Annotated in this window: 7 protein-coding genes and 3 pseudogenes; 7 read left to right on the top strand and 3 right to left on the bottom strand. The window is 68.9% G+C overall.

Going from position 1 to position 16,855, the window contains the following annotated elements:
* Positions 1-126 precede the first annotated feature (126 nt).
* From N911_RS0113215 to N911_RS0113235, 5 genes are read left to right on the top strand one after another with little or no spacing between them, the layout of a single operon-like run.
* A complete protein-coding gene (locus N911_RS0113215) occupies positions 127-1,029 on the top strand; it encodes a branched-chain amino acid ABC transporter permease (RefSeq protein ID WP_029897941.1) in 903 nt (300 codons plus the stop codon).
* The gene (locus N911_RS0113220; protein ID WP_051694408.1) at positions 1,026-2,081 is read left to right on the top strand and encodes a branched-chain amino acid ABC transporter permease; all 1,056 of its coding nucleotides are present in this window, start codon (positions 1,026-1,028) and stop codon (positions 2,079-2,081) included. Before N911_RS0113215 ends, N911_RS0113220 begins: the two co-directional genes overlap by 4 nt.
* Positions 2,078-2,872 (top strand): ABC transporter ATP-binding protein, encoded by a 795-nt coding sequence (locus N911_RS0113225; protein WP_029897945.1) that lies wholly within the window; start codon positions 2,078-2,080, stop codon positions 2,870-2,872. Before N911_RS0113220 ends, N911_RS0113225 begins: the two co-directional genes overlap by 4 nt.
* Positions 2,872-3,630, top strand: coding sequence for an ABC transporter ATP-binding protein (locus tag N911_RS0113230; RefSeq protein WP_029897946.1), 759 nt, complete (start codon positions 2,872-2,874; stop codon positions 3,628-3,630). The genes N911_RS0113225 and N911_RS0113230 overlap by 1 nt, the downstream gene beginning before the upstream one ends.
* 16 nt (positions 3,631-3,646) lie before the next feature.
* Positions 3,647-3,910, top strand: a complete 264-nt coding sequence (locus N911_RS0113235; RefSeq protein WP_051694410.1) for a hypothetical protein — start codon at positions 3,647-3,649, stop codon at positions 3,908-3,910.
* Here N911_RS0113235 and N911_RS18910 read toward each other — a convergent pair.
* The 3 genes and pseudogenes from N911_RS18910 to N911_RS0113250 all read right to left on the bottom strand — a co-directional run bounded on the left by N911_RS18910 (position 3,911) and on the right by N911_RS0113250 (position 9,771).
* Positions 3,911-7,014: pseudogene (locus N911_RS18910) on the bottom strand (efflux RND transporter permease subunit). It lies immediately after the preceding gene.
* On the bottom strand, positions 7,011-8,246 hold the full coding sequence (locus tag N911_RS0113245) for an efflux RND transporter periplasmic adaptor subunit (protein WP_029897950.1): 1,236 nt from the start codon (positions 8,244-8,246) through the stop codon (positions 7,011-7,013). Before N911_RS0113245 ends, N911_RS18910 begins: the two are co-directional and overlap by 4 nt.
* A gap of 106 nt (positions 8,247-8,352) precedes the next feature.
* Positions 8,353-9,771, bottom strand: coding sequence for an efflux transporter outer membrane subunit (locus N911_RS0113250; protein ID WP_051694412.1), 1,419 nt, complete (start codon positions 9,769-9,771; stop codon positions 8,353-8,355).
* A 978-nt stretch (positions 9,772-10,749) separates the two neighbouring features.
* Between N911_RS0113250 and N911_RS0113255 the strand changes: the two are divergent.
* A pseudogene (locus N911_RS0113255) lies at positions 10,750-15,618 on the top strand (hypothetical protein); the annotation flags it as partial.
* A 568-nt stretch (positions 15,619-16,186) separates the two neighbouring features.
* Positions 16,187-16,855 (top strand): annotated as a pseudogene (locus N911_RS19210) (ABC transporter transmembrane domain-containing protein); the annotation flags it as partial.

Raw genomic sequence — 16,855 nt, forward strand, 5'->3', positions numbered from 1 at the left:
GGCCCGGGCGGCCGACCCCACGACCTGCCGCCAGGTCCTCCCGCGGGACCTCCTGCCTCGGCAGGGGCGGTCCGCCCTAGCGGCGGGCCGCCCCCAAGGGGGCCTTAACCCGAGGAGAGAGCACTGATGTCCGGCCATCTCATCAACAGCCTCACCCTGCAGGTCCTCACCGGGCTGCAACTGGGGGCCATCTACGCCCTCATCGCCCTGGGCCTGACGCTGATCTTCGGCACCCTGGGCGTGGTCAATTTCGCCCACGGCGCCCTCTACCTGGTGGCCGCCTACTGCGCGGTCTTCATCGCCAACTCCCTGGGCTTCGGCTGGGGAGTGGTCCTGGTTCCCACAATCCTCTTCGCGGCGGGCTGGATCATGGAACGGGGGTTGGTGCGCCACTTCTACACCCGGCCGCACACCGACCAGATCCTGGTCACCTTCGGCCTGGCCATCGTGGTGGAGGAGGCGCTCAAGTGGGGCTTCGGCTCCAATAACATCCCGTACCCAGCTCCGGCTTGGGGCTCGGGCATCGTGCGGCTGCACGACTACCTAGGCTTTCTGGAGGGCTTCGTGGTCTTCCCCAAGTGGCGGCTGGTGCTCATCGGGGTCTCGCTGGCGGTCATCGTGGCCCTCTTCGCCCTGCTGCGGCTGACCACCTTCGGCCTGGTCATCCGCGCGGGCATGCGCGACGCGGGCATGCTTCGCTTTCTGGGCGTGAACATCTCCCAGCGGTTCGCCCTGGTCTTCGGGCTGGGCGCGCTCATCGCCGGAGTGGCCGGGGTCTTCGGCGGCCCCATCACCCAGGTCAGCCCGGAGGTGGGCATGCACCTGCTGGTGCCCTCCTTCCTGGTCGTCGTCATCGGCGGCATGGGTTCGCTGGAGGGGGCGCTCATCGCGGCCATGCTGCTGGGCATGGCCCTGAGCTTCTCGGCTCAGTACTCGGCGGTGCAGCAGATCATCATCTACCTGGTGGCGGTGGTCGTCCTTCTGGTGCGTCCGCGCGGCTTGCTGGGCAAGAAGGGGGTGTTCGAATGATGACCGCGGCGCGTTTCTCCTGGCCCCGCGAAGGGCTTGTCCTGGGCGGCTTCGCCGCGCTGGTCCTGGCCATGCCTCTCTGGCTGCCCTGGATCGGCGGCTACGAAGCCCTGGCCACCAAGATCGTCATCTGGGCCATCTTCGCCCTGGGCTTCGACATTCTGCTGGGCTTCACCGCCTACCTCTCCTTCGGCCACGCCGCCTTTTTCGGCACCTCGGCCTACATCACCGGGCTGATGCTCAAACATGCTTCCACCAGCATAATCTGGGCTCTTTTTGCCAGCGCGGTGGGTACCCTCGTCCTGGCCTTCATCCTGGGCGGGCTCATCCTGCGGCGCTCCGGCATCTACTTCTCCATCCTTTCCCTGGCCTTCGCCCAGATGCTCCACGCGGCGGCCCTTTCCATCTTCGCCCGCTGGACAGGCGGGGACAACGGCCTGACCATGGACACCGCGCCCGAGCTTCTGGGCATGCATATGGAGGGGCAGCCCATGTTCTACTTCGCGGCCCTGCTGCTCATCGCCGGGTTCGTGGCCGCGCGGCAGATCAAACGCTCGCCCCTGGGCCTCATGCTGCAGGCGGTCAAGGAAAACCACATGCGTCTGGAGTACACCGGGGTCAATGTCATGGGCTACAAGATCGCGGCTTACGTCATCAGCGCGGTCTACGCGGGTGTGGCCGGATCGCTGATGGTCATCTACGAGCCCTACGTGGCCACCAAGTTCCTCAACTGGTCCACCTCGGGCGAGGTGGTCATCATGTCCGTCATCGGCGGGGTCAACACCCTGGTCGGCCCCATGCTGGGCGCGGGTTTCATGCTCTACTTCGAGAACGTGGTGCAGGGGCTCATCGGTGCTCAGTGGAAGCTGGTGCTGGGGCTGATCTTCGTGCTGGTGGTCATCTTTCTGCCGGGCGGGTTCGTGGACCTGTGGCGCAGGCTGCGCCGCCGCTTCGGCCCGGCTCCCGACCGCCGCGACAACGTGCCCGACGCCCCGGGCTCACTCTTGGAACAGCGCGAGGCCCGCTACAAGGCCATTGAGGAGGAGGCATGAACGGCGAACACCTGCTGGAAGTGCACGACGTGGCCAAGAGCTTCGGCGGACTCAAGGCCCTCTCCGGCGTGGAGCTGGAAGTGGAGGAGGGTACCATCCACGCGGTCATCGGACCCAACGGCGCGGGCAAGTCCACCCTGCTCAACGTGCTTATCGGACTGCTGCCGCCTGACGACGGCACGGTCTGGTTCGCGGGACGGCCCATGATCGGCCGCAACCCCTACGACGGCACCAGGCTCCGCACTCTGGCCCCGCACGAGATCATCCAGCGCGGGCTGGCCCGGGTATTCCAGACCCCGCAGGTATTCGGAGCCATGAGTTTGCTGGAGAACGTGGCCGTGGCGGGGCTGGCCAAGCGCGACGGCTCCTTCGCTCCGACCTCCCTGGAGTCCCTGGACCCCTCCCACTCCCTCATGAAGGAGGCGGCCAGGTTCCTGACCCGACTTGGCCTGGGGGAACTGTTGCATGTGGCCGCGGAGCACCTCTCCCGCGGGGACAAACGGCGGCTGGAGCTAGCCCTGTGCCTCAACGCCCACCCCCGTCTGCTGCTGCTGGACGAGCCCACGGCGGGCATGTCCCGTCACGCCACCAACAAGATCATCGACCTGCTGGCCGACATTCACCGCACCGGCATGACCATGGTGGTCATCGAGCACGACATGCACGTGGTCTTTTCCCTGGCCCAGCGCGTTACGGTCATGGCCCAGGGCCGGGTCATCGCCTCGGGCAAGCCTGAAGCGGTGCGGGCAGACCCCGCAGTCAAACAAGCCTACCTTGGAGGAGCGCACTGATGGAAGCCCAAGGCGCCACCACGACACACACGCCCCACGCGGCCCAAGGTCCCGCCCCATTCCTCTCGGTGCGCGACGTGCATGCCTATTACGGCGAGAGCTACATCATCCAGGGCGTCTCCCTGGAGGTGGCCGAAGGGGAGATCATGGCCCTTTTGGGCCGCAACGGGGCCGGCAAGACCTCCACCCTGCGGGCCATCGCCCGTGCCCGGCAGCCCGCCCTGAGCCAAGGGGAAATCCGGCTGGGGGATCTCGAATTGCATACCATGCGCGACTACCAGGCGGCGCGGGCCGGGGTGCAGCTGGTGCCGGAGGACCGCCGCGTCATCCCCGGCATCACCGTGCACGAGAACCTCATCATCTCGCAGGTGGCCGGAACCAAGGGCTGGCCCCTGGAACGCGTCTACGAGCACTTCCCTCGATTGGCCGAACGCCGCCGCCAGGACGCGGCCACCCTCTCCGGGGGCGAGCAGCAGATGCTGGCCGTGGCCCGGGCCATGGCCCGAGACCTCAAGCTGCTACTGCTGGACGAGCCCTACGAGGGGCTGGCACCCAAGATAGTGGAAGAGATCGAGTCCATCGTGCGCCGCATCAAGGACCTGGGCATCACCACCATCATCGTGGAGCAGAACGCCCTGGCCGCCCTGGAACTGGCCGACACCGCGGCCATCGTGGACATGGGGCAGGTGGTCTTCGCCGGCGGGGCCGGGGAAGTGATGGACAACGAGGAGCTCAGGGACCAGTACTTGGCCATCTGAACACGAGGAGGCGAGCATGGCTGCCGATCGGGAAAAATTCGTCCGTCAGGCAAACAAGCGGGTCAACGCGGCCATCAGGGCCATCCAGGAGGTGGCCAAGCTGTCCAACACCGCGCTGTACGAGTACACCGAGCGCGACGTGGAACTTATCTTCGAGTCGTTGGAAAAGGAACTGGCCGCCTGCCGTAAAAGTTTCGAGCTGGCGATGAACGTGCAGTCCTGGGTGGATTTCTCCCTGGAAGAGGGACGGGAAGGGGGAGTGGGCGGCGAGGAAGAGTAGTTAGGCCGGTTCGGTCCCGCCCCGCCGCAGCAGGTTCGTGACGTCCTCCAGGGCCATGTACAGGCAGGGCACCAGCACCAGGATGATGGAGGTGGCGAAGATGATGCCGAAGCCCAAGGATATGGCCATGGGGATGAGGTAGTAGGCCTGCCGCGAGGTCTCGAAAATGATGGGCGTAAGGCCGCCGAAGGTGGTCAGGGTGGTCAGGATGATGGGGCGGAAGCGGCGGATGCCCGCCTGGTGGATGGATTCGAAGGCGGTCTGGTGCGCGCGCTGGCGGTTGGCGTAGTCGATCATGATGAGCGAATCGTTGACCACGATGCCGGACAGGGCCACCACGCCCATGAGGCTGATGAGGGAAAGGTCGTAGCCCAGGATGATGTGGCCGATGACCGCGCCGATGACGCCGAAGGGGATGGCCGTCATGACGATGAGCGGCTGCACGTAGCTGCCGAAGGCGATGGCCAGCAGGGCGTAGACCACGGCCATGGCCAGGGCGAAGCCGCCCCACAGGGCCTCGGTTGATTCCCGCATGTCCGCCTGGCTGCCCTGGAAGGTCCAGGTGATGCCGGGAAAGTCCGCCCTGAGTTGCGGCAGCACCTCGGTGTTGATGGATTCCAGCACGCGCCCCACGGCCCGCTTGGGCTCCACGTCCATGCCCACCGTGACCACCCTGCGGCCGTCGCGGCGGTTGATGGTGGTGAAGGCTTCGCCCCGCTCCACCCGGGCCACGTCCAAAAGGGGCACCTCGCCGCCGTCCGGCGTGCGAACGATAAAGTCCTCCAGGTAGCTCAGGTGCTCGCGCTGCTCCTCGGGCAGCTTGACCCGCACCTCTATCTCGTTGGTGCCGCGCAGCCGCCGCATGGCCAGTGCGCCGTAGAAGGCGTCGCGCAATTGCCCGCCCACGTCCTGCGGGGTCAGGCCCAGCATCTCTCCCTCGGGCAGCAGGGTGAAGTCCAGCTGCTGTTTGCCCTTGTTGTAGTTGTCGTTCACGTCGCGGGTGGCCTCGAACTCCTGGACCCGCTCCACCAGCGCCCGGCTGGCCCGTTCCAGCACGTCGATGTCGGTGTGGCTGAGGTCCACGCTGATGTCGTCGCGCCAGCCGCCGGGCCCCGCTCCGCCTCGAAGGTGATCTGGTCCACGCCTTCGATGTCGCCGATGTTCTCGCGCCACAGGGCGATGACGTCGTTGGCCGTCAGGTCGCGTTCGGCCGGGGGCTTCATGACGATTTCCACGTCGATGAAGCTCTGGCCCCGGACGTTGGTCTTGATGCCCTCGGCCACCCGGTAGAGGTCGTGCTCCTGGAACATGCGGTGGGTGGACTCCGTGACCTGGGCGGCCACGCGCCCGGCTTGGTCCGGGGTGGTGCCCACGGGCAGTTTGACGCCCGCCTCGATTTCGTCGGCTGAGACCTCGGGCATCATGATCATGCCCATGTGGTCGCTGTAGCCGTAGCCGCCCACGGTGGCCAGCAGGGCCACGGCCAGGCTGAGGGTGACGTAGCGGTGGCGCAGGCAGGCCCTGAGGAAACCCCAGTAGTAGCGGTCCACCAGGCGGTTGAAGAGGTGGGCGAAGTTCTGTTGCAGGCGGTGGATGTGGCGGCCGAAGGGGAGGACGTGGCGCTCGGAGCGGTGCGAGAGGTGGGAAGGCAGGATGAACAGCGCCTCGAACAGGGACACGGCCAGGAAGGTGATGACCACCGCGGGCAGGGGCCACCAGAACTTGCCGGTGGTGCCGGGCAGAAAGAGCAGCGGCACAAAGGCCGCGATGTTGGTCAGGATGCTGAACGTCACCGGCCCGGCCATCTCCTTCACGCCGGTGATGGCCGCGTCGATGTACGTCATGCCGCGCTGCCGGTACTCGTAGATGTTCTCGCCCACCACCACGGCGTCGTCCACCACGATGCCCAGCACCACGATGAAGGCGAACATGGAGATCATGTTCACGCTGACGCCGATGAGGGGCATGAGCAGCACGCCGCCGGTGAAGGAGATGACCATGCCCATCATCACCCAGAAGGCCAGCCGGTACTCCAGGAATGCGGCCAGGATGAAGAGCACGATGACCACGGCCAGGGCGCCGTTTTTCAGCAGCAGGGAGAGGCGCTCGTTGTAGTCCCGGGCGCGGTTGCTGTCGATGCGGGGCTGGACGCCGGGCGGCAGGGAGTCCTGGAAGTCGCTCAGGACGGTCTGCACCGCGGCGGCTATCTCCAGGGGCTCCTGGCTGCCGGTTCGGAAAATCTCGATTTCAACCGACGGCTTGCGGTTGAATTGGGCATGGAAACCGGTCTCTTCGAAGCCGTCCCGGATGTCCGCCAGGTCCGCCAGGGTGACGGACCGCCCCGAAGGCGTGGTGACAACGGCGATGCGGCCGAACTCCTCGGCCCATTCCTTTCGTTCCCGCATGCGCAGCAGGATTTCGCCGCCGCGCGTCTCCACCGCTCCGGCCGGGATGTCGCGGCTGGAGCGTTCGATGCGCCGGGCCACCTCGTCCAGGGTAAGCCCGTGCTCCCGCAGCCGGTCCAGGGGGATTTCCACGTGGGTGATGTATCCGGGGACATTGTTCAGCTCCACCTGGGTTATGGCGGGGGAGTTCAGCAGACTGTCGCGCAGTTGCTCGGCCAGGTGGCGCAGCGTCCAGATGTCCACGTCGCCGTAAAGCCCGACCTCCATGACGTCGCGCTGGCGCGAGACGAGGCGCACCTCCGGCTCTTCCGCATCCTCGGGAAAGGTGCGGATGCGGCTGACCGCCTGGTCGATGTCCTGGAAGGCCTTCATGCGGTCCGCGCCGGCCAGCAGTTCGAATACTACCGTGCCGAACTCCTCGCGGGCGGTGGAGGTGGTCTCCTTGATGTCCTGGATGCCCCGGGCCGCCTCCTCCACCGGCAGCAGAATGCCCTGTTCCACCTCGGCCGGGGCGGCGCCGGAGTAGCTCACGTAGACCTCCACCAGGTCCAGCTGGAACTCGGGAAAGACCTCTTTCTGGATGGTGAAGGCCGTCCAGATGCCCCCGCCCAGGAGGATGATCATGAGCAGGTTGGCGGCGATTGGGTTGCGGGCCATCCACTCGATGGCCCCGCGTCCCCGTGGGGTGGGCTGGCTCATTGCCCGGGCTCTCCGGCTTCCCCGGCGCGGGATTCCTTGCGGCGCAGGGGCACTCCCTCGGCCACGGTGGCCAGGCTGGTGGTCACCACCAGCTCGTCGTCCTCGAGGCCGTCGCGGATGTAGGCGTACTCCGCGTCGCGGAAGGCCACTCCGGCCCGGCGGATGTCCAGCCGGCCGTCGCGCAGCACCCACACGGTGTCGCCGGGGCGCAGGTAGTCGCGGTCCAGCCGCACCACGTCCTCGATGCGCCTGGCCTGGATGCTCGCCTCCACGAAGGCCCCGATCATCAGGGGCGGCCGCCCCGCGTTTTCCTCAAGCCGGGCCAGGGGGTCGTCCACGGCCAGCAGCACCCTGGCCAGCCTGGTGCGGTCCTCCAACTCGCCCACCAGCTTGTGGATGCGCCCCTTCCGGGTGACGCCCTCCGGCCAGGCCAGCCGGTCTCGCACCAGCACCTCGGCCCCGCCTCCGCCGGTTTCGTCCGGGAATTCGATCCAGCGCAGCTTGGCCAGGGGGACGGTGGCCTCCACCCAGTAGGTGTCCAGACCCACCAGCCGTCCCAGGGCGTCCCCGGCCTCCACCTGGGAGCCGAGGTCCGCCTCCCGGGTGAGCACCTGGGCGTCGAAGGGGGCGCGGATGGTGGTGCGATCAAGTTCCAACCGGGCCTGCTCCACGGCGGCGCGGGCGGACTCCACTTCCGCCCGGGCGGAGCGCAGTTGCGGCTCGCGCAAGACCAGGGCTTTCTCCTCGCCGGAGAGATTCTCCCGAAGGAGCTGGAATTCCTTGCGGGCCACGGTCTGCTGGCCCATCTCCAGGCGCAGGGCGGATTCCGCCCGGCGCAGTTCGCTCCGTCGCTGGCGCAGGGCGTTGCGGTAGTCGTCCGGATCGATGCGCAGCAGGGCCTCGTCCCGCTCCACGAAGCCGCCCGGAGTAAAGGCCCCGGTCCGTTCCACGATCTGGCCCTCCACGCGGGGGCGGAGGATGACGTCTCGGGCGGGGCGCACCGTGCCCATGGCCTCCACCACGGGCCGGAAGTCCCCGCGCTCCGCCCGGACCACCTCCACCAGCATGGCCGTTTCCCGGGTCTGTTCGATGCGGGAGGCGGTGGGCTCGGTGTTGAATATCCAGACGGTCACTCCCGCGCCCGCCAGCAGAACCAGGCAGCAGGCGAGCAGCGTCACCCTCCACCCGGGGCGGGGGCCCTCGGGCTGGGGCGATTCCTGGCTGTCGGTCATTTTTGGGTCGTCCTCGCGTTGTTCCGGCGGGAGGCCGGGTCCAATGGGCCAGCGTAGCAGAGGAAAGCGCGGACGCAAGTCCGCGCCGCGGGAAAGCGGCGCGGCCTCACGACTCCGTCTCCCGCCCGGTGGCGAAGCCCCCCGCCAGGGTGCGGTACAGGGCGATGCGGTACTCCACCAGGGCCAGCCTGGCCGCGATGCGGTCGCGGCGGAGTTGGTGCTCCTCGGTGACTGAGGTGAGCACGTCGATGTAGCCGCGCAGGCCGTTGAGGTATTCCAGGCGCAGCCGTTCGGAGGCGCGCGAGGCCAGCTCCACCTGCCTGTCCAGGCTCTCCAGGGCCCGGCCTTGATGGAGTTCCTGGGTCAGGGCGTCCTCCACCTCCCGAAAGGAGGTCAGTATGGCCTGGCCGTATTCCGCCAGCCGCTGTTTGGCCCGGGCCTCGGCGCTGTCCACCTCGGCCTCGCGCCTGCCGCCGTCCAGCAGCGGCGCCGCCAGTTCCCCGGCCAGGGAGTAGGCCCAGTTGCGGAACAACTGGTCGGCGTCGTTCTGGGCGGTGGAAAGGGAGCCGGTGAGGGACAGCCGGGGGTACTGGGCGCTGACGGCCGCGGCCAAGTCCTTGTCCGCGGCCCGCAGCCGGTTGAAGGCCCGGCGGATGTCCGGGCGGCGGCGGATGAGTTCGGCCGGCAACCCGGCGTCGGGCAAGGGCGGCGGGTTGGGCAGTCCGCGCGGGGTGTACTCCGGCACCTCTCTTGGCGGCCTGCCCAGGAGCACCGCCAGCTGGTGCTCCTGAACCCGTACGCTTGAACGCGCCTCGTGCACCCGCTGGCGGGTGCTTTCCAAGAGCCCGCGCTGTCGCAGCACGTCCACGCTCCGCATCTGGCCGGTGCCGAAACGGGCGCGAACCAGTTCCAGCACCTTTTCGTCCGCCCCGGCTTGCTGCCGCAGCAGGTCCAGGCGGCTGTGGGCGGCCATGAGCCGGTACCAAGTCCGGACCACCTCGGCGGAAAGGGAGAGGGCGGCCGCGCGGTAGTCCTCCATTGAGGCCCGGGCGCGGAACTCCTCGGCCTCGGCGGCCTGGCGGATGCGGCCCCAGAGGTCCACCTCGTACTCCGCGGCCAGACCCAGACGCAGCTCCTCGTCGCTTTCGGAAACCGGGCCGCCGTCCGAATCGCCGTTGCCGCCGGAATCCCCGTTCGACTCGTACCCGGAAGCCTCGCCCCGGGCGGTGGCGTCCAGGGAGGGGGACAGGCCGGACTCCGCCCGTTCGGCCACGGCTCGGGCCTCCCGCAGCCGCTGCCAAGCGGTTTCGAGGTCGAAATTGTCCCGCAGGGCCGCTTCCACAAGTTCGTTGAGCCGCTGGTCGCCGAAGGCGGTCCACCACCTTTCCTCCAGTGGGGCCTCCCCGGAGCGGGAGAAGGCGGGGGGCGGCTCCACCGGGGTTGAAAGATCCGGCGCGGGCCGGGCGCAGCCAGCGGCCAGCGCCAACAGCAGAAGGGCCACGGCCAGGGCGGTGCGGAGCGCCATGATCAGGTTCCGGCCGGGAGGGGGAGCGAATCGGGGAAGGCGGGGACGCGGTATTCCATGAAGTCTGATGATGCCCTAAGGGGGGTGCGATCTCAAGGTTCTTCGCACGCGGGATGGACGCGGGGGGCGGCTCGCCGGAATCGGCCGGCCGTGGAGGGTAGGCAAGAAGTCGACACTCTGCTATTGCTCTGCCTCAATAGGCGCTGTGCCTTGAGCGCCTGAAACAGCCGTGAAGTCGCCAACCCGGGGGGGATGATGACCAACGACACCGAGGATCTCCAACGACTCCTGCTGGAGGAGCCGCAAGAGCGCGACCTGCCCGAGGCGGACGCCGACGGCGCCCGCGTGCAGGCGGTCGACGGCGGTGGGCCCGAGGGCGGTCTGGACACCACCACCATCGTGGGCTCGGTGTTTCCCCAGCGGATGGGTGAGCCGCCAGCCGCAGGGGATGAGGCCCCTGCTTCCGGCGGCAGCGGTGTGGAGCGGACCGGCGGATTGGACGTGGACCTCGCTTTGGGCGGAGAGGACGCGGCGGCCGCGGGCGTCTCCCGAACCGCCGCAGTCACGGCCGTTCCCCAAGCCGAGGGAGGCGGCCCGCTGGCTTACGACAGCCCCGGCAACAGGCCCTGGTCGGCCAGCTCCTCGGTTTCCTCCAGAGAGGAGGGCGGCGGAGAGCCCCAGGGTGAGCAGGCCTCCGGCGGCGGCCAGCCCCAGCCCGGGGAGGCCGCTGAGGAGGCCGCCCCAGCTTTCCAGGAGACGGTCCAGACCGCCGAGGAGTCGGCGCTGAACGAGGCGGCCGCCCAGGAGCGGGCCGCTCCCGGCGGGACCGCAACCGCCCCCGAGCCCACGGTGTACGAGGTGGAGCGCGGCGACGGCGAAGTTGTCATCGATGGCTTCGACGGCGTCGGGCCCGGCGGGTCGGCCGATCCGGCCCGCGACGTCATTCGCTTCATCGGCGAGGGCCTGGACACCGGGAGCATGCTGCTCACGGTGGACGGGAACGACACGCTGATCACCTTCGAGGGAATCGACGACGTCTCGGTCCGCCTGACCGGCTTCGATTTCCACCACCTGGACAACCTCTCCGGCGGCCAGGTCAACATCATCTTCAACGACGGCTGGGTGGCCGACTCCTACGACGTATTCGACAGCTTCTCCGGCACCTCGCGAACGCAAGTCTTCCGGCCGGACACCGTGACCTTCCTGAACCAGGGGGACAATCAGGTTTCGGGCACGGACTCCTCCGACGTCATCAACGCCATGGACGGGGACGACACCCTGTACGCCGGGGCGGGCGACGACCTGCTGCGCGGCCAGGCGGGCGACGACACCCTGTTCGGCCAGGCGGGCGACGACATCCTGTTCGGCGGGGAGGGCGACGACACCATCCACGGCGGCGAGGGGAACGACTTGCTGGACGGCGGAGCCGGGGCGGACGCCCTGAACGCTGGTGCGGGCGATGACATCCTGGCCTACAGCGACGATGGCGACTGGTCCAGCCGCTACGTGGCCCGCGACGCGGGGAGCCCGGGCGAACCCGGCAGCGGGGAGCGGGTGGACATCGCTGGCAAGAACGCCAGCCACGACACCTTCTCCGGCGGCACGGGCGAGGACACCCTGCGCATGACCGGCGGCGGCGACGCCCTGTTCCTGGACGACCGGTACAGCGGCCACCCGGACGACCCGGACTCTCCGCGCATCAGCGGCGTGGAGCGTATCGAGGCGGGCGGCGGCGACGACGTGGTTGACTTGACCAGCCAGCGGCACGCCTACGGCGACGTGACCATCGAGGGCGGCTCCGGCGACGACGTGCTTTGGGCCAACGCGGGCGACGACACCATTTCCGGCGAGTCCGGCGACGACGACCTGCGCGGCGGTTTTGGCGACGACATCCTCTATGGCGACACAACCCAGAGCCAGTACGACCCCAACTCCCAGGCTGCGGGCGGACCCGGCGGCTGGGCCAACCAGGGCGAGTTCGGGGCGGCGGACGCGGCCCAGGCGGCGGCCCGGTCCGGTGACGACGCGCTGTACGGCGGTTCGGGCGATGACATCCTCTACGGCCGGGGTGGCGACGACCTCCTGGAAGGCGGCACGGGCGACGACGAATTGCGAGGCGGCGTGGGCGCCGACGACCTGCGCGGCGGCGAAGGGGACGACACCTTGTTCGGCGGCCGGGGCGGCGACGTCATGGACGGCGGCTCCGGCGACGACTGGATGGACGCCGACTCCGGCGATGACACGGTCCGGGGAGGCGCTGGCGACGACCGCATGTGGGGCGAGAGCGGCGATGACGCCCTGTACGGCGACCAGGGCGACGACCGCCTGCTGGGCCAAACCGGCGACGATACGCTGGAAGGCGGCTCGGGCAACGACACCCTGGATGGAGGCTCCGGCGACGACACCCTGCGCGGCGGGGAAGGCGACGACGTGCTGCGTGACGGCGTGGGCAACGACGTCATGGAGGGCGGCGCGGGCGACGACACCTTCCGCCTGACCGACTCCAACGAGTTCGGTGACAATTCCATCAACTACGACCCCTCCCGCCCCTTCCCCCTGCTGGGCGGCGACGGCTACGACACCGTGGACGCCACCGGGGCCGAAAAGGCCATCCGCATCGGCGACCTGGTCTTCCGCCCCTCCAGCATCGAGGAGTTCCGGGGATCCCGCTTCGGCGACGAGGTCAACGCCATGCGCGTGGACCACGACGTCGTGTTGCGCGGCAACCAGGGCGACGACTCGTTCCGGGGCGGCTCGGGCGACGACCTGCTGGACGGCGGCCAGGGCGACGACACCCTAAGCGGCGGCGGCGGGGCGGACACCCTGCTGGGCGGCGCGGGCGACGACCACATCCACAACATTTCCGACGCCGACCAGGTGGACGGCGGTGAGGGCTCCGACCTTGTGCGGCTGTGGGGCGACCGCGATCTGGGCACCGGCGACCGGCCCTTCGACATGGCCGAGTCCGATGTGGAGCGGTTTATCAGCGGCGGCGGCGAGTACCACGTCACGGCCGAAGGCTCCGATCAGGGCGTGGACATGATCAGCTACGGCGAGTCCCACTTCCAGGGCAGCGAGCACGCCGACCAGATGGCCGGATTCGGCGGAGAGGACACCTTCCGCGGCGGAGGGGGCGACGACAGCCTCAATGGCCGCGACGGGAACGACGCCCTGTACGGTGGCGAGGGCCACGACACCCTGCGCGGCGGCTCCGGCGAGGACGTGCTGGACGGCGGGGCTGGCGACGACCGCGCCTGGGGCGGCACCGGCGGAGACACGGTCGAAGGCGGCGCCGGAAATGACCGCCTGTACGGCGAGGAAGGCGACGACCGCCTGCGGGGCGGCGCCGGTGCCGACCGCCTGGAAGGCGGCCAGGGCGACGACGTGATCGAGGGCGACGGCGGCTCCCGCGCCTTCAACCTGGACGGGGCCACCGGCCAGGGCGAGACCTACGCCGGGCTGGACGATTTCCCGTCCGACAAGCTGACGGTGAATCTGGGCTACGCCTCCGCGGACGCGCCCCTTCCCTCCCAGACCAACGGCACCACCCTGGTCAGCTACGCCAACCAGGCGCACCACAACGCCTTTCTGGTCTTCGCACAGTCCGGCGGGGACTTAAGCGTCTACGTCAACAACCAGCGCCTGGACCTGGGCATCGGCCCGGACAATTTCGAGACCCTGTTCGACGGGGAGTTCCACGACCTCTCGGTGTCCTACGACAGCGCCACCGGCGAGGTGGCGGCCACCCTGGACGGCGCGGAGATCGGCTCCGGGGTGTTCGCCAACCCGCGGGCCATCGCCTCCGGCGGAACCCTTACGCTGGGCCAGGAGCAAGACACGGTGGGCGGGCGCTTCGAACCGCGCCAGGAGTTCTCCGGCGAAATCTCCCGGCTGGAGCTGCTGGACGGCGAGGGCAGCCCCGCCCTGTCCGCGGACTTCGGCCAAGGCGCCGGGGACGACGTGTTGTACGGCGGCTCCGGCGACGACGTGCTGCGCGGCGGCGGCGGAGACGACGACCTGCACGGCGACGCGGGCGACGACACCATGGTGGGAGGCGCTGGCCGCAACCGCTTCTTCGGCGGCTCTGGCGACGACACCAGCCTGGGCGGGGCGGAGCAGGACATTGTGCTGGACAAGGGCGGCGACGACATCGCCCGCACCCAGGGCGGCAACGACTGGGTGCAGACCGGGGCGGGCGACGACTTCATCCACGCCGGAAGCGGCGACGACACCGTGCTGGCCGGGACCGGCGACGACGAGATCCACAGCGGCGAGGGCGCGGACACCATTTACGGCGACGCACGCTGGAACAACGCGCCGGAGATGGCCGACCCGGACGCCCAGGCGGATGCGGGCGCGGACGCCATCTTCGCCGGAAGCGGCGACGATATGGTGGTTGCCGGAGGCGGTGACGACACCGTGCACGGCGGCGACGGAGACGACGACCTGCGCGGCAACGCGGGCGACGACACCCTGCGTGGCGGAAAGGGGTCGGACGCGCTGACCGGCGGCGAGGGCGCGGACACCCTGTTCGGCGGGGGCGGCTCCCTGGAACTGAACCTGGGCGGCGACAGCGGCCAGCTGCATGCCTACCAGAACGTCGCCCTGCCGCCGGAGGGCTTCACAGCGGAGCTGGGTTTCGCCTCCACCGACGTCCCGGACGCCTCGCAGACCAACGGCACCACTCTGCTCAGTTACGCCACCGAGTCGCACCACAACGCCTTCCTGGTATTCGCCCAGTCCGGCGGGGACTTAAGCGTCTACGTCAACAACCAGCGCCTGGACCTGGGCATCGGCCGTGACAATTTCGAGACCCTCTTCGACGGGGAGTTCCACGACCTCTCGGTGTCCTATGACAGCGCCACCGGCGATGTGACCGCCTCCCTGGACGGCGCGGAGATCGGCTCCGGCTCGGTCGCTTCCGGCGAGATCGCTTCCGGCGGCACCCTCATGCTGGGGCAGGAGCAGGACCGGGTGGACGGCGGCTTCGAGCGGCGCCAGGAGTTCTCCGGCGAGATCGAGCGGGTGGACATCGTGGGTCCGGACGGGGAGGTCCTCTCCGAGGGCTTCAGCGATTCCACGGGCGAGGACGTGGCCGTGTTCGAGGGGGATTTCGCGGACTACGACGTCAGCCTCGGCCAGGACGGTGTGGTCACAGTGACGGAGACGGCCAACCCCGGCAACACGGACGAACTGCACCAGATTGAGAAACTGCGCTTTGCCGACGGCGACCGCAAGGTGGCAGACCTCTTCGACCAGGACGGCGTCTTCGAGGTGGGGCACGGCGACGGGAATCTGGCCATCGATGCCTTTGACGGTGTGGGGCACGGCGGCGTGGGCGATTCCTCCAACCAGACAATCCGCTTCAGCGGCGAGGGGCTCACCCCGGAGAACATGCTGCTGCGGGCAGACGGCGGAGACACGGTCATCACCTTCGAGGGGGTGGACGACGTCTCGGTGCGGCTGACAGGGTTCGACTTCCACCAGCTGGACAACCTGCCCAACGGCAAGGTGAACATCGTCTTCGACGACGGCCGGGTGGCCGATTCCTATGACGTGTTCAACAGCTTTGAGGGCACAGGCCGCTCCTCGGTATTCAACTCCGACACCGTGACCTTCCTTGGCGAGGGAGACAACGATGTCGCCGGGCGCGACGGCTCGGACGACGTGATCAACGCCATGGGAGGCGACGACCGGGTGCGCGGGCTCTCCGGCGACGACCTCCTGCGGGGGCAGGGGGGCGGCGATGATCTCCTGGGCGGCACGGGCGACGATACGCTCAAGGGTGGGGAGGGCGACGACCTGCTCACCGGCGGCCAGGGCGACGATATTCTGGAAGGCGGCGCGGGCACGGACCGGGCGGTGTTCAGTGGCCGCCAGGACCAGTACGAGATTGTCGAGCACGACGACGGCAGCCTTTCGGTCCGCGACCTGCGGGGGGACGGCGACGGCGAGGACACCCTGCGCGGGGTGGAGGAGCTGGAGTTCGCCGACGGCCGGTTTGACGCGTTCGGGGCGGGCGGCGGACAGGCTCTTTTCGAGGCGCGGGGGCAAGCCGCCCAGGGCTGGACGGGGCAGCAGTCCCGGGGGAAGGCGGCCGGGAGGATTGGACCGACCAGTCCGGCTCCGTCCAGAAGGATATTCCCGGAGGCGACAGCGGCGGTCAGGAACACGGCCCCGGGGACGAACTGTTCGACATGCCCGGCGCCGACGGTGTTGACGAGGCGATTTCCTTTTGATGAAGCGGGCAGCCCGGTTCCGCGACGGCGACCATATGCGATTCGAAACACTTCTCAGACGCTCAAAGGGGCCGCGCGGCCTGCTGTCCCTGCCCGGCGGGAAAGGCATCCAGGCGGACCTGCTGGCCGCCTCCCTGGTCATCAACCTGCTGGCGCTGGCCCTGCCCATCGCCTTCATGCAGGTCTACGACCGCATCATCGCCACTGGCAGCACCAATACCCTGGTCTGGATCACGGTGGGCTTCGCTGTGGCCCTCGGCATCGAGCTGTGTCTGCGCATGTGCCGTTCCACCATCACCGCCTGGATGGGCTCGCGCTTCTCGCACAAGGCCTCGGTGGCGGCTGTGGACAAGCTGCTGCGGGCCAGGCTGGACCAGGTGGAGAACGCCAGCGTCATTTCCCACATGGACCGGGTGGGGGCCATCACCAGCCTGAAGAACTTCTTCTCCGGCCAGCCGCTGCAGCTTTTGCTGGACGTGCCTTTCGCCAGCATCTTCCTGGCGGCCATCTGGTACCTGGGCGGAGAGACGGTCTACGCCCCCCTGGCGGTCATCGCGGTGTATCTGGTGCTGGCGCGGCTGGCCCGGCTGGCCTACGGGGCCAGGCGCCGCCGCCGCAACCGCATCGCGGACAGGGCCTCCAACTTTCTGCTGGAGGTCTTTTCCGGCATCCACACCGTCAAGGCCCTCACGGTGGAGGAGCAGATGCTGCGCCGCAACGAGCGCCTGCAGGCCGAGGCCGCCCTGAGCGACGTGCGGCTGGCCCAGGTGGCCAACCTGCCGGCCAATCTGGGGGCCGCCTTCTCGCAGGTCTGCCTTTTCGCCACCCTGCTGGCGGGCGGCTAC

This window comes from Desulfohalovibrio reitneri (assembly GCF_000711295.1).
Classification (GTDB): Bacteria; Desulfobacterota; Desulfovibrionia; order Desulfovibrionales; family Desulfovibrionaceae; genus Desulfohalovibrio; species Desulfohalovibrio reitneri.